This is a genomic window from Chromobacterium sp. CCUG 30098, assembly GCF_059916605.1.
Window position 1 is genome coordinate 1 of sequence record NZ_JAUCGS010000009.1, and the last position, 14,796, is coordinate 14,796.

Genomic DNA, 14,796 nt, shown 5'->3' on the forward strand with positions numbered 1-14,796 from the left:
CGGCCAGCGGGTAGGCGTGCTGCATCCACAGCAGACGGTTGACGATGGCGCGATGGCTGTTGACGGCGCCCTTGGGGCGGCCGGTGGAGCCGGAGGTGTAGATGACGTAGGCCGGATGCCTGTCGTCGCCGGGGAGCTCCAGCGGCGCATCGGACAGGGTCTCGTCGAGTTGGTCCAGACACAGTGCGCGTTCGACCGGCAGGCTGGTCAGTAGCTCGGAGCGGGACAGGACCACGGCGGGCTGGGCGTCGGCCAGCATGAAGGCGATGCGCTCGGCCGGATAGTCGAGATCGAGCGGCAGATAAGCGCCGCCGGCCTTGAGCACGGCGAGCAGGGCCACGACCAGATCGATGGAGCGGGGCAGCGCGACGGCGACCAGGGTCTCGGGGCCGACGCCGTCGGCGCGCAGGCGGCGGGCGAGGCGGTTGGCGCGCTGGTGCAGCTGGCGGTAGCTGAGGGCGGCCTCGTCGAAGCGCAGCGCCTCGGCGTCGGGGCTGAGTTCCGCCTGGCGTTCCAGCAACTGGGTCAGGGTGGCGGCGGGCAGCGGGGCGTCGGTGCAGTTCCAGGCGGCGAGCGCGTCTTGCTGGGCCGGCGTGGCCGGCGGGATGCGGGCGAGCGGCAGCTCGGGCTGTTCGGCGATCAGGCGCAGCAGTTCCAGCAATTGCCGGGCGATGCCGTCGACGGCGTCGGCGGAGAAGAGATCGGGCCGGTAGCCGAAGCGCAGCTCGAGTTCGGGTCCGGGGACGGCGCACAGGTTGAGCGGATAGTGCGAGGTGTCTACGCCCTGGCCGCCCAGATAGCCGATGGACAGCGCGTCGTCCACGCGGCGATCGTCATCGGCGATCGGATAGTTTTCAAAGACCAGCAGGGTGTCGAACAAATCGCCAAGGCCGGCCGCCTGCTGGATCTCGGCGAGGCTGAGGTGTTGATGCTCGATCAGCGCGGCCTGCTGGGCCTGCAGGCGTTGCAGCAGGGCGGTCAGGGTTTCCTCGGGCTGCAGCCGCAGGCGTAGCGGGACGGTGTTGATCAGCAGGCCGACCATGCGCTCGACGCCGGGCAGTTCCGGCGGACGTCCGGAGACGGTGACGCCGAAAACGACGTCGTCTGAGGCGGAGAGGCGGGCGAGCAGAATGGCCCAGGCGGCTTGCAACAAGGTGTTGAGGGTGAGACCTTGCCGGCGGGCCAGCCGCTCCAGCGCGGCGTAGACCGCCGGGTCCGCCGTCACATTGTGGTTGCGCGGCAGATGCCGGCTTTTTTGCGCGCTGGGCGCCAGGCGCGCCGGCTGTTCCAGCCCGGCCAGATGCTTGATCCATTGGCGCTTGGCGGCGTCGCGGTCGCGGGTGTGCAGCCAGGCCAGGTAATCGCGGTAGGGAATGGCGGGCGGCAGCGCGTCGCCGCGGTAGAGGGCGAACAGTTCGCGCAGCAGCACCGGCACCGACCAGCCGTCGAACAGCAGGTGGTGGAAGCTCCACAGCAGCTGGTGGCGCTCCGCGTCCAGCTTGACCAAGGTAAAGCGCAGCAGCGGCGCGCGCGCCGGGTCCACGCCGGTGGCGTAGTCGTCCGCGCGCAGCCGTTCCAGGGCGCGCTGCTGTTCATCGGCCTGATGCGCGGACAGGTCCAGCTCGCGCCAGGGCGTCTCCACGCGCTCCAGCACGATTTGCGCCGGCTGCTCCAGCCCGTCCGCGGAGAAGGCCGCGCGCAGATGGTGATGGCGTTGCAGCAAGCCTTCGGCGGCCGCCCGCAGCTTGTCCGCGTCCAGCGGGCCGTCCAGCTGGAAGCCCATCTGTATCAGGTAGACGTCGCTTTGACCTTCGTCGTACAGCAGGTGGAACAGCAGGCCCCGCTGCAGCGGCGACAGCGGCAGCACCGCGCTGACCGCCGGATAGCGGGCGCGGATGCTTTCCAGGTCCGCGGCGCTGGGCGGCGGCAATTCACCCGCCGCCGCGTCGGCGTCCACCGGGCGGACCCGGAGCGCCAGACGCTCGATGCAGGGGTGGTCGAACACGTCCTGCGGGCTGAATTGCAGGCCGTGGGCGCGGGCGCGGCTGACCAGCAGAATGGCGCTGATGCTGTCGCCGCCCAGATCGAAGAAACCCTGGCCCAGGCCCACCCTGGACAGCCCCAGCACTTCCGCATACAGCTTGGCCAGCGTTTTCTCCAGCCAGTCCCGCGCCTCGCCGGCGTCGGCGTTTTCGAAATCCGGCGCGGGCAGCGCCTGTTTGTCCACCTTGCCGTTGGGGGTCAGCGGCAGACGCTCCAGCGGCACCACCGCCGCCGGCACCATGTAGTCGGGCAGCAGCTCGGCCAGCGCCGCGCGCAAGGCCGCGCCGTCGGCTTGCAGGCCGGCGCGGGAAACGACGTAGGCGACCAGTTGCTTGATGCCGGGCAGGTCTTCGCGCAGGCGGACCACGGCCTGGCTCACGCCGGCCTGCTGCGTCAGCAGGTGTTCGATTTCGCCGGGTTCGATGCGGTAGCCGCGCAGCTTGAGCTGTTCGTCGGCTCGCCCCAGATAATCCAGCGCGCCGTCGGCGCGCAGCCGCGCCAGGTCGCCGCTGCGGTAGAGGCGGCTGCCGGCGGGGCCGAAGGGGTTGGCGACGAAGCGCTCGGCGCTCAGCGCCGGCCGGCCCAGATAGCCGCGAGCCAGCCCGTCGCCGGCAAGATACAACTCGCCTTCCACGCCCGGCGGCAGCGGCCGCAGGGCGTCGTCCAGCACGTAAGCCTGGACGCCGGGCAGCGGCGCGCCGATGTCGGCGGGCGCCTCGTCCCGCATCCGGCCGCTCATCGTCGCGCAGACGGTGGCTTCGGTGGGCCCGTAGGCGTTGAGCATGGTTCGGCCGGCGGACCAGCGCCGCACCTGGGCCGCCGGGCAGGCCTCGCCGGCGACGATCAGGCCGCAATCCTGCGGGATGCCGCCGTCCGGCATGAGGGCCAGCGCGCTGGGCGGCAGCGTCAGATGGCTGATCCGCTGGCGGGCGAGCAAGTCCGCCAGCGCCGCGCCCGGCGTTACTTCCGCCGCCGGCGCGGTGACCAGGCAGGCGCCGGAGAGCAGGGTCATGGCGATTTCGGAGAAGGCCGCGTCGAAACTGGAGGAGGCGAACTGCAGCACGCGGGCGCCGGGGGCGATGCCGAAGCGCCGGCTCTGGGCGCGCGCCAGCGCGCCGATGCCGCGGTGGGTGACCGCCACGCCCTTGGGCTGGCCGGTGGAGCCCGAGGTGTAGATCACATAGGCCAGCTGGTCCGGCGAGTCATGCCGCAGAGGCGGGTGGTCCGGTTGCGCCTGCCAGGCCGCTTGCTCGGTATCCAGTTCCACCACCCGCGCCCAGTGGGCCGGCAGCTGCTCGGTCAGCGCGGCGCGCGTCAGCAAGGCGGCCGGCATGGCGTCGTTGAGGATGTAGGCCAGTCTCGCGCGCGGATAGTCGGGGTCCAGCGGCAGATAGACGCCGCCGGCCTTGAAGACGGCCAGCATGGCGATGATCTGCTCGGGCGAGCGGTCCAGGCAGAGTCCCACCGGCGTTTCGCGATCTATGCCCAGCTCGCGCAGATAATGGGCCAGGCGGTTGGCCTGGCTGTCCAGTTCGCGGTAGCTGAGCGCGCGCGCGCCGTGCCGCAGCGCAATGGCGTCCGGGTGGTCCGCCGCGCTGCGGGCGAACAGGGCGGCGAAGGTTTCGGCCGACGCGGCCTGGGTATGCGGATCGCGGGAGGGAGAAACGGCGTTGTCGTTCATGTCGCACCTAAAGATGGCTTGCTGCAGGACGTGAAGCCGCAAGCTGTCGCGCATGCGCGGCAGGCCGGCGTTTTTTCGATGTGGAGCGGGACGGCGAAAGGGGGGCCGCGGCGAACGCGTCGCAGCGGAATGGGAAGAAAGGCGCCGCGCTTTGTCTTGAAAGCGGACGCGACCCGGCTTCGCCCCTTGAGCCGGGGCGGGGGTCAGCCGGTGGAGAGCATCTCGTCTTGAGCGCGGGCCAGGCTGGCGGGCCGCATGTCTATCCAGTTTTGCTCGATGTGATCGAGACAGGACTGGCGGTCGGAGGGGCCGAGACGGGTTTGCCAGCCCTCGGGAACGGGCGCGAATTCGGGCCACAGCGAGTATTGGCCTTCATCATTGATCAGGGCGAAAAAAACGCCTTCCTTGTTGTCGAACGGGTTCGCCATGACACTTCTCCCTGTGACTCTCATGAATTTTGCCTGCGCAAAAACGCAGGATTATTTGTACAGCATAACAATGAAAAATGAATATGTCATTAAATAAATATGGCTATATCGCAGTGAATGAGCTATGGGGGAGGCGCTGGCAAAATCCAAGAACCTGTTCAAAGTCTCGCGAGCAAGGGCGAGACAAGGCGAAAACTGGCGAAAAAGCGGAATGTGCGAGGGGTACACGAGCATTTTGAGCTGGTTTTTAACGCCGTATCGCCGACGCGCAGCAGACCTTGAACAGGTTCTAAGGGAGCTCCGTCTGTTTCATCCGCTTGAGCTTCCGCGAGCCGCGCAGGCCTGGATGGTTGCAAGGTAAGGCAGGGGAAAAGCCCAGCCCGCCCGGGAGGGCATGGCCCGGCTGCGGCTCTCGCCTTCGCCGGCTAGCCCGCCAAGCGCTTCATCACGCGTTCGATCTCATCCTGCAGCCGGCCGATGTCTATGGGCTTGGTCATGAAACCGTCCATGCCGGCGGCCATGGCCGCCTCGCGGTCCTCCTGGAACGCGCCGGCGGTCAAGGCGATGATGGGCGTCGCGCGCTTGTCGCTGTCGGGGTCCACCTGACGGATGAATTTGCAGGCGGTGATGCCGTCCATCACCGGCATCTGAATGTCCATCAGGATGAGGTCGATGTCGTGGTGCTGCCACGCGTTGATGACCTCTTTGCCGTTGGCCGCGGTATAGATCCGGTGCCCGTATTTCTTGAGCAGGATGGAGACGATGTCCAGATTGATCTCGTCGTCGTCGGCCACCAGGATGTTCAGGGGGGACGGCGGTTTGGGCGCGCGCTCCGCGTCGGGCGGCTCCAGGCAGGGCAGGGCGTCCGGCGGCGCCGGGCGCAAGGGCAGGTAAACCTGAAAGACGGAGCCCTTGTTGAGCGCGCTTTGCACCTCGATCCGGCCGCCCATCTTCTGCGCCAGCTGCAAGGCGATGGTGGTGCCGAGGCCGGTGCCGCCAAAGCGGCGGGTGGTCGAGGCGTCCGCCTGGGAGAAGGGCTCGAACAGTTTGGCCAGGGTTTCCTGGCTCATGCCTATGCCGCTGTCCCGGATGATGACGACCACGTTTTCCCGCGCAGACAGCACCGTCAGCCAGACCCCGCCCTGAGCGGTGAACTTGATCGCGTTGCCTACCAGATTCATCAGAATCTGCCGCACCCGGAAGGCGTCGCCGATAAAGGCCTGCTGAATAATGGCCGGGTATTTCAACTGCAGGGTGATGCCCTTTTTGCTGGCGCTCAGCCGCAGAATGTCGATCACATGCTCCGCCACCTCGCGCAAAGAGAAGGGCGCTTCCTCCAGCTCCAGCGCGTTCTGCTCCAGCTTTGCCGTGTCGAGAACGTCGTTGAGCAGGCCCAGCAAGCTTTTGGCTGAGTGGTTGACGGTTTTGAGCATGCCTTTCTGCCTGTCGTCCAGCTCGGTGTCCTGCAGCACATCGGTGTAGCCGATGATCGCGTTCATCGGCGTCCTGATTTCATGGCTCATATTGGCCAGGAAGGCGCTTTTGGATTTGACCGCCGACAGCGCGCGGTTCTTGGCCTCGATCAGGGCGAACTCCGCCGCCTTCTTCTCCGAAATGTCCAGGATCACCCCGTCGATCAACAGCGGCGCGCCGCCCTCGTCGTAGACGCCGCGGGCGCTCTCCAATACCCAGCATTCCTGCTGGTTCAGGCAGAGCAGGCGGTACTCGACGACATAGAGCTGCCGCTGTTCCAAGGCGTGGCGGATGGTTCCGCGCACTCTCTCCTTGTCTTCCGGGTGAATGACGTCCAGCAGCTGAATGCGGCCGTCCAGAAAGGATTTTGCGGGCCAGCCGCATAGTTTTTCGATGTCTTCGCTGATGAAGACGATTTTCCAGGGCTCCTGGCAGTGGCTGCGGAAGGCGACGCCGGGGATGTTGTCGATCAAGGTGCGGAACTGGCTCTCGCGCTCTTCCAGCTCCCGCTGGATGCGGTGGCGTTCGCTGATGTCGCCGATGAAGCCGACGTAAATCACCTGCTCGGGCAGCTGCACCTTGCCTATAGACAAGCGGATGGGGAACTGGGCGCCGTCCTTTTTGAGCGCCATCTCCTCGCGTTCCCGGCCTATCAGCTTCGCGATCTGAGTCTCCTTGTAGTCGGAAAGGAAACGATCGTGTTTGGAATGGTGGGGCTCCGGCATCAGCAGATTGATGTTCTTGCCCAGCAACTCGTCCACCTTCCAGCCAAACAGCCGCTCCACCGCGGGGTTGGCGCTTAAGATGCGGCCCTTTTCGTCAATGGTGATGATGCCGTCCAGCGAGGTGTTGAAGGTGGCTTGCAGCTTCAACTCATTGCTCAGCGTTCTTTGATACAAAGGGCGGTAACGCAGCAACATATTGCCGACGAAGACGATGTTGCCGAGCACCAGCACGGTGACGGCGATGGCGACGGCCAGATTCGCGTTGTCGGCAAAGGCGTTGCGGAAGGCCGGGTCCGGCGTGCCGATGAAGCGGGCGGCCTCCATGCCGAAATAATGCATGCCGGCAATGGCGACCCCCATGACCGCGCCGCTGAGCAAGGTCATCTTTCCCTTGCCGATTTTCTTATTGTCCAGCCCAAAGCGGATCCAGAGCGACAGGGTGCTCAGCAAGACGGCGAGCAAGATAGAGACGGCGAACCACGCGGGGTCGTAGCGCAGCAGCGGCGTCATGCGCATCGCCGCCATGCCGGAGTAGTGCATGGTGCCGATGCCGCCGCCCACCAGCGCGCCGCTGATCAGCAACTGCTTGCCGTCAACCTTGGCTTGAGACAGCAAGTGCAAGGCAATCAGGGAGGCGGCGACGGCGGGCAGCATGGACAAGAGGGTGGGCAGCAGCGCGTATTCGATCGTGCTGCAAACGCTGAAGGCCAGCATGCCGACGAAATGCATCGCCCAGATGCCGCCGCCCATCGCGCAAGAGCCGGTGGCGAGGGCGACCCGGCGCAGCCAGCGGTCGCTGGCCTCGCGGGCCAGGCCGGCGATCTGCAGCGCCAGACAAGAGGTGAAAACGGCCACCAGCAGGGACAGCGCCACCAGCCACAGATTGTATTGGGTCGGCAAAAACAGATAGGACTGGTAAGCGTCGATAAAAAACGATCCGAGCATGGCCTCCCCATTTTCAATGGCTTCTTAACGCTGCGCCAACTTAAGCGCGGGCACTCACCCTTGGTATAGACAATGGCGGCGCCGGCGACGGAATCGGGCCGGCTTCCCGGCTTCTTCGCGCGTTTTGCGCGTGAAACCCTGTCCCGCCGGCGGCGCTCCGCGAGGCCTGGCTGGCCGCTTTCAAGCGGCTTCAGGGCTTGCCATTGCGCATATCCTATTGAATTCACAAACTTAATGGAATATGTGCTGCCGGTGGTCTATGCTCTTCTGATCAGTCTCTAGCGCCCAACCGACGCGTTAACTCCTTTCCAAGAAAGGAAGTTATGATGGTTACCGAACTTGCGCTCGTGGATTTGTTCCGCCCCTATCTGCTCAAGGGCGAGAACACGGATTGGCATGCCGTGCTGTCGGTGCTCTATGTGGAGAGCTTCGAGACGGCGTTTGGCTCCGAAGGCACGGTCATCCGCGGCGTGGCGCGGTTCTCCGGCGATGTGGAGATCAGCTTCGATCCGTCCAGCGGCACCTTGCGCGCGGCGGCGTCCAACACCGAGGGGCATCCCCGCTCCCAGTCCGGCCGGCGCGATCCCTGGTTCGACATCACCGACACCCACGTGGACTTCGCCCTGTCCGCGCCGCGGGCGGCGGGCGCCATCATCGCCAACGGCGTGGGCGGCATTCCCGGCGGCGACGCCGCTTTCGCGCCGGTGCGCGCGGTGCTCAACGCCTGGGACCCGATTCCCGGCGACGCGCCGCCGTCGGATTATCCCGGCACCGGCTTCACGCTGGACCTGGTGCTGGCCGGCATCGTGCTGCGGCCGCCTTTCCTCAAGCCGGCCAAGATGGAGAGCGACGGCCTGCTGGTGCCGGACACCTCGCGCAGCGACGTCTTCTTCACCCTGCCCAAGATCAAGCTGCGCCTGGCGCAGGGCAGCGACGCCGCCGCCGTGCTGGACGTGTCCATCGCCTCGCTGGGCGTCACCGGCATCGACGATCCCGGCGACATCGGCGCTGCGCAGCTGATCACGATGACCCCGCCTTACGCCTTCGTCGGCGACGGGCAGGTGGTGGGCTTCGGCTTCCGCTCCGCCACCCTGGACCTGGCCGACGGCTACACGCCGCCGGAGGTGCTGGACCAGTTTGGCTTCGACGAGAGCTGGACCGGGCTTTATCTGCCGGAGATCCGCCTGTTCGTGGCCCCCAACGGCATGCAGGACTTCGCCGTGGACGCCGGGGTGCGCAACTTCCTGATCGGCTTCGGCCAATCCAGCGGCGTGACCGGCGATTTCGAGCTGATGGTGATCAATCAGGGCGCAGGCCAGCTCAATGTGTCGGCGCGCTTTTTCACGCCGGACGGCGCCGCCATCGGCATCCGCCGCACCGGCGAGCACACCGCCGAGGCGTCCTTGCCCGCGCACACGCGCATGGTGATCGACATCACGGGGGGCCGCGCGCCCTATGTCGGGCAGGCGAGCTTCGGCGGCGGCGCGCATAACGGCCTGGTGCACGACATCGATCTGTCCGGCGCCGCCGACATGAGCATAGGCGTCACCGCCACCGACGCGTCCAATCCGCAGAAAAGCGCCACCCTCACCATCACCGCGCGGCGGGAGCAGGCCGCGCAGAGCCTGCCCGCGCCCGGCGCCGCGCCCGGCCAGCCGGCCACGGTGCGCACCACCTCCATCACGCTGGAAGGGCAGCCGCAGACCACGCCCGAGCTGCTGCTCGTCCGTCAGGACGCGAGCTCCGTCACCGTCAGCCTCAACCCGGCCAATCCGGCCACGGCCTGGACCGTGGACGGCGCGGCGCAGAGCCCCGGCGCCACGGTGACGATCCCGGTGTCCGCCGGGCAAACCCGGGCGATACGCGCGGAGCTGAGCAGCGGCTCCGTGACCGGCATCACCTGCTACTACCGCTTCGATCACCCCAATGACAGCGATCCGGCCGACTACGCGCTGATCCCCGACAACACCAACAGCTCGCCGGCGGTGGACCCGAGCGGCAGCGCCGTCTGGACGCCGCCGGCGACGCCGTTCATGCAGCAGTACCGCGCGGCGCTCAAACGCATTTCCGCCGCCGCGCTGACGCTGACCGGCGTGGCCAGCTTCGAAGGCAATGTGGCCAAGGCCAAGTACAACTACCTGCTCTCGCGCCGCCGCGCGCGGGCGCTGCAGCAGATCCTGAGCGCGGAGGCGGCCAATCCGGACGCCAATCTGCGCATCCCCAGCTTTACGCTGACGCTGGACCCGCCCGACATCGGCGCGGCGGAGCCGCCGCCGGCCTGGACCGCGGACTGGCAGACGCATTCCGGCGCGCGCAATCTGTGGTGGAAGGCGAGCATCGGCGGCTTCGGGCCCATCGCCTTGCCGGGCACCGTCACCCAGGGCGACGCCACGCGGCCGGCGGCCCCGCCGCCGCCGCCGCCCACCATCCCCACGCGGGATCCCGCGCCCGCCACGCCGCCGCCGCCGGACTGGTTCCGCTCCGCCGCGCTCAAGGTGCGCATCGTGCGCGATCAGTTCGTCGCCATTGAATTGAGCGGGTCGATCGATTTTGAAACCGCGGCCGAACAGCGGCTGCGCAACGGCGGCGTCGCCCAGGGCGACATCCCCACCTTCCAGGGCCTGGGCAGCCAGAACCCGTCGGACGGCATCGTCAATTACCAGATCCTCTACCAGCGCGATCCGGCCAGCCAGACCGACGAGGTCAAGCTTTACCTGGGCGCCGATCCCAACGACCGCGACGGCCTGGTGATGACGGGGCAGCTGGCCGGCCAGCCGCTGCAAGCCCCCAGCACCGGCCGCAACGTGCTGGGCATGACCACGGTGTTCACGCCGCTGCTGGCCGCCACCGCGCCCGCCAATCCGGCCGACGGCGACGTCGGCGCCCTGGTGCTGACCGGGGCCGCGCTCGCGCTGCCCATCACGCTGGCGGAGCTGGGTCTGTTCAATGTGGAGCGCGTGGTGCTGTACGGCGGCGAGTTGCATGTGACGACGCGAGCGGGGCAGTGGGTTTCCACGCTGCTGTTCGACGTGGAAACGGCGGTGTCGGCCAATGTCTCCATCGGCGGCTTCCAGCTGCTGGAGATTCCGCGCAACAAGCCGCTGGCGGTGCGCTACAAGGCGATAGGCCTGCAGATGGGCTATCCGCCGGGCTCGGCCAACCGCTTCCAGCTGCGGCCGATGTTCGATTCGTCCAAGGGCTATTCCATCGACCTGTCGGGGCCGGGCGCGGTGCGCGTGCCGGACCCGCTGGGCCAGATCATCCAGGTGTTGGGCGCGCGCATCGCGCGGACCAATCCGCTGACCTTCGAAGTGGATCTCGGTTTCGCGGTCAACCTGGGCGTGATCACCATAGAACGCGCGCGGGTGCGCATTCCCGTGGACCCGGCGGGTCCGCCGGAGTTGACCGCCTTCGCCGCCAGCCTGAAAGTGCCGGGCACCATAGAAGGGCGCGGCTATATGGAGATCAACGCCAACCCGTTCGAGATCAAGGGGCAGATCGACGTATCGCTGGTGCCCATCAAGCTGCGGCTGGCGGCGGGCATCGCGGTGTCCGACATCCCGGCGGCCCTGGGCGGGCCGGCCACGGCGGTGGCGATCTCGCTGGAACTGGAGCTGCCGGTGGCGATACCGCTGGCGCAGTCTGGCTTCGGCATTTACGGCTTCCTCGGCCTGTTCGCCATGCACTACACCCGCAACGAGGACGGCATCACCTCGCTGACGCCCGCGCTCACCTGGCTCAAGGACCGGGCCCAGGGCAATCCGACCAACCTTCAGGCGTGGAAGCCGCAGATAGACCATTGGGCCTTCGGCGTGGGCGCCATCCTGGGCACGATGGAAGGCGGCATCATCTTCAACGTCAAGGGGATGGTCCTGCTGGAATTGCCGGGGCCGCGCCTGCTGCTGGTGGTCAAGGCCAATCTGCTGGCCAAGCTGCCGGACCTCAAGGACAAAACCGCCGAAGGCACCTTCCTGTGCGTGATCGATCTCGACTTCGGCCGCGGCACGCTGACCATCGGGCTGTCCATCGATTTCAAGATCACCCCCATCGTGCAGATCACCATCCCGATCGAGGCGTATTTCAACCTCAATCACGGCGGCGACTGGCACGTCTACCTGGGCACCTTCCCGGGCAGCGACAGCATGAACCGTCCGCTGCCGGGCCCCATCCACGCCAACATCCTCAAGGTGTTCGACGGCCAGGGCTATGTGATGGTGTCCGGGCACGGCATCCCGGCGTACAAGGGCTTGTCGGCGGTCTCGGGCGTGGGCTTGGCCGTGGGCCTGGAGGTGTCCATCACCTGGGGCAACACCTCGATCAACCTTTATCTGCGCGCCACCGCCGGTTTCAACGCGGTGCTCGGCTTCGACCCGTTCTACGTGGGCGGCCTGCTCTACGTCCGCGGGGACTTGCACCTGTTCATCATCAGCATCAGCGCGTCGGCGGATCTGACGGTGCAGATCGGCACCAAGTCCGACGGCTCGCAGATCTCGCGGATAGACGGCGAGATCTGCGGCGAGATCGATCTGTTCTTCTTCAGCATCAAAGGCTGCGTCGATTTCCACATCGGCGAGCAAAACCCCATCATCCCGGCCGCGCCCGAGCTGGTCCGGGCGGTGAGCCTGGTCAGCCGTTCGCCCGCGCTGGTGGTGGGCACCGGGGTGGACCGCGGCATTGATTCGAAAATCGGCGACGCGCTGCGCGGCGCGGCGCAGCCGGCCGCCAACAATCCGGCCTTGCCGGTGGTGCCCATAGACGCCATTCCGGTGATCACGATGTCGGCCACCCCGGTGGACGACGCGCTGACGATTCTGGGCCAGACGCCGGGCGGATCGCCCGGCGCGCCGGCCGACGGCTTCGTCAAGCGCGGCGACTACGCCTACCGTTACGATGTGACCGCCGTGGAGCTGACGCGCGCCGACGGCGGCGTCGCGGTCGGTCCGGGGCCGACGCCGTCGACCTGGTGGACGCTGAACGACCCCACCGAAGGCAATCTCGTCGCCAATCTATCCCTGCTGAACTGGGTGCCCAATCCCACGCCCAAGGCGCTGGAGCGCAGCCAGTTCCTGGAAGAAAACATCACCGAACGCTGGGGCACCGTCTGCCACGACGCCGCGCCCGCCGCCGCCGTGCTGTGGACCTTCGAGCACGAGCCCAGCGGCCCGTCGGAAACCGGCTGGCAGGTGGACGGCATCGCCTGGCCGGACCCGGACAAGACCAAGCGCTCGGAAGCGCCGGACCTGGAGCTGGAGGTGAGCGAACGCTGGCGCACTGGCCAGCGCCAGCTGGACCGCCAGCGCGGCATCGTGCCGGCCGTCATCGCGGGCACGCAAGTGCCGTGCCGCCAGAAGCCCGGACTGCCGTCCTCCACCGTGCCCGCGGGCGTCGCCGCGCCGCTTAATCTGTCGGGTTTCGCCAGCCGTCTCGCCGTCGGGCGCGCGGTGCTGGAAGCCGCCACCGCGCCGTCCATCGCGCTGCGCCGGACCGACCGCATTGACGTCGCCCCGGTCGCGTTTGCCGACACCGTGCGCCAGCTGGCGAGCAGCACCGTCATCAACCGCGCGGCGCTGACGCAGATCAGCGCCGGCCTGGCCACGCTGGCGCCGCCGGCCGCCGCGCCGGGCGCCGCCACCGTGCCGCCGCGCCGCTGCGACAGCCGTCTGCTGGCGTCTCCGCTGTACGACATCGGCCTGCCGGTGGTGTTCGGCGACAAGCGCCGCGCGGGCGAGGTGGCCGCGCAACTGGAGCAGGCCGGCTTCAAGCAAGGCCCGCTGGACGATGTGATCGTGGTGAGCTGCGGCGCCATCGTCGACGGCCGCATCCTGCTGCTGGCCCGGCGCGAACTGCCGCCCAACCCCACGCCGGCGCGCGGCCTGGTGCTGCGTCTGCTGGACGTGAACGGCGCCGAGATCGGCCGCCGCGTGGTGAGCAACGCCGATGCGCTTGGCCTGCTCGGCCTGCCGCCGCGCTGGACGGACGCCAACGGGCCGTGGGTGGACCCGGTGTCCCACGTGGTGCTGCAATCTCAGCTGATGCAGGCGCAGGGCTATGTGCCGTATCTGATCCACCTGGACAAGGCGGAGAAGCTGGACCGCATCGAGATCGGCGTGCCGCACGCGAAGGACCCGGCCGCGGCCAAGAAGCGCGAGGTGAGCGGGCGGCCGTACTACGTGGCCGCGCTGGAGTTCACCCGCTGGGCCGAGGCCGCGCGCGAAGACTGGGATCAACGCCAGACCCAGCGCAACCGCGGCGTGCTGGAGCAATTGCTGGGCGCCGCCAGCGGCGACGTGGCCTTGCTGGCGCCGGACGAACTGTACCACTTGCGCACCACGGTCCATATCCGCGCCCGCGACAAAGCCGGCAACGAAACCGACGGCGGCGCGCAGACGCAGGACTTCTGGTTCCGCACCGACGCCAACAGCCCCAAATCGCTGGAACCGTGGATGCTGTGCACGCTGCCGGCCGCCGGGGAAGCGCATTATTTTGGCGAGGAGCACGTGCGCCTGGTGTTCGGGACCAACGATGTGGACAAATTGTGGGGGGCCTACGGCAAGGAATTGCGCGTGCGCCTGAAGGCCGCCTCGTTCGCCCAGGTGAACGTGCCGGGCATCGAGCATCCTGTGCCCATCGTCCATCCCGCCGGGGGCGGCGCCGGCATCCAGCCCAAGCTGGGCGATGTGAAGGCGAGCGTGATGTCGCCGTTCGAAGGCGCGCTGGTGGACAAGCTGGCAGAGTTCGGGCCGTGCATCCCGGTGGATGTCGACCGCTCGCGCCACAGCGAGCTGACCCTCCCGATCCCGCTCGAACCCTACACCGACTACGTGCTGGACATCGAAGCCGTGCCCATGGGCGCGCCCAAGAACGCCGTGGGCGAGCGCGTGCTGCGGCGGCATTTCTCAACCGGCGCCTTCGGCACCTTCGACGCGTTCGCCACCGCCTTCCAGGGCGTGCTGACCGAGCACCGTTACGCGCCGACGGGGGCCATGCAGGGCATTTTCGCCACCGCCGCCTTCGCCAGCCGGGACCCGCAGGGACCGGAGCTGGATCAGGCGATGATGGCCGCCGGGCTGGAGCCGATGCCGGTGCCCAAGGACCCGCGCGTCGTCGTGTTCTGGGAACAGGCCAACCCCGCGGCCACGCCGCAGCCGGTGGCGGTGATGATAGACGCCCCCGAGCCCATGCGCCGCACCCGCCCGCTGCCCAGCGAGGAGCCCAGCGGCGACACGCCGCCCAGCAAACGCTGGCAGATGACCGAGCAAGTCTGGCTGGATCTGACCCCGGCGGCCGGCAATGCGGCCGGCGTGAGCCAGACGCTGTGGGCGCCGGGCAATCAGCGCGCGCTGATCCGCCTGAGCGCGGGCGCGCGCGGTCAGCGGCTGCGCCTGGCGCTGGAGCGCAAGGTCTTCAAGGCGGCTTATCTCGATGGCGCGGGCGCCGCGCCCACCGATTTTGTGATCGTCGACGAACCGCTGGCGCATGCGCCGTGGGAAGAGTTCTGAGG

General features: G+C 67.8%; 4 protein-coding genes. 1 reads left to right on the forward strand and 3 read right to left on the reverse strand.

Annotation, left to right across the window (positions count from 1 at the left end; translation table 11 throughout):
* The 3 genes from QUG03_RS18375 to QUG03_RS18385 all read right to left on the reverse strand — a co-directional run.
* Window positions 1-3,724 (reverse strand): amino acid adenylation domain-containing protein (locus QUG03_RS18375; RefSeq protein ID WP_500820623.1); only part of this gene is annotated, 3,724 nt, incomplete at its 3' end.
* Window positions 3,725-3,927: 203 nt separating this feature from the next.
* Window positions 3,928-4,152, reverse strand: coding sequence for an MbtH family protein (locus QUG03_RS18380; RefSeq protein WP_500820624.1), 225 nt, complete (start codon window positions 4,150-4,152; stop codon window positions 3,928-3,930).
* A 425-nt stretch (window positions 4,153-4,577) separates the two neighbouring features.
* Window positions 4,578-7,295 (reverse strand): MHYT domain-containing protein, encoded by a 2,718-nt coding sequence (locus QUG03_RS18385; RefSeq protein ID WP_500820625.1) that lies wholly within the window; start codon window positions 7,293-7,295, stop codon window positions 4,578-4,580.
* Between the two features lie 326 nt (window positions 7,296-7,621).
* On the opposite strand from QUG03_RS18385, the gene QUG03_RS18390 reads away from it, so the two are divergent.
* Window positions 7,622-14,794, forward strand: coding sequence for a hypothetical protein (locus QUG03_RS18390; RefSeq protein WP_500820626.1), 7,173 nt, complete (start codon window positions 7,622-7,624; stop codon window positions 14,792-14,794).
* The last annotated feature ends 2 nt before the right edge of the window (window positions 14,795-14,796 follow it).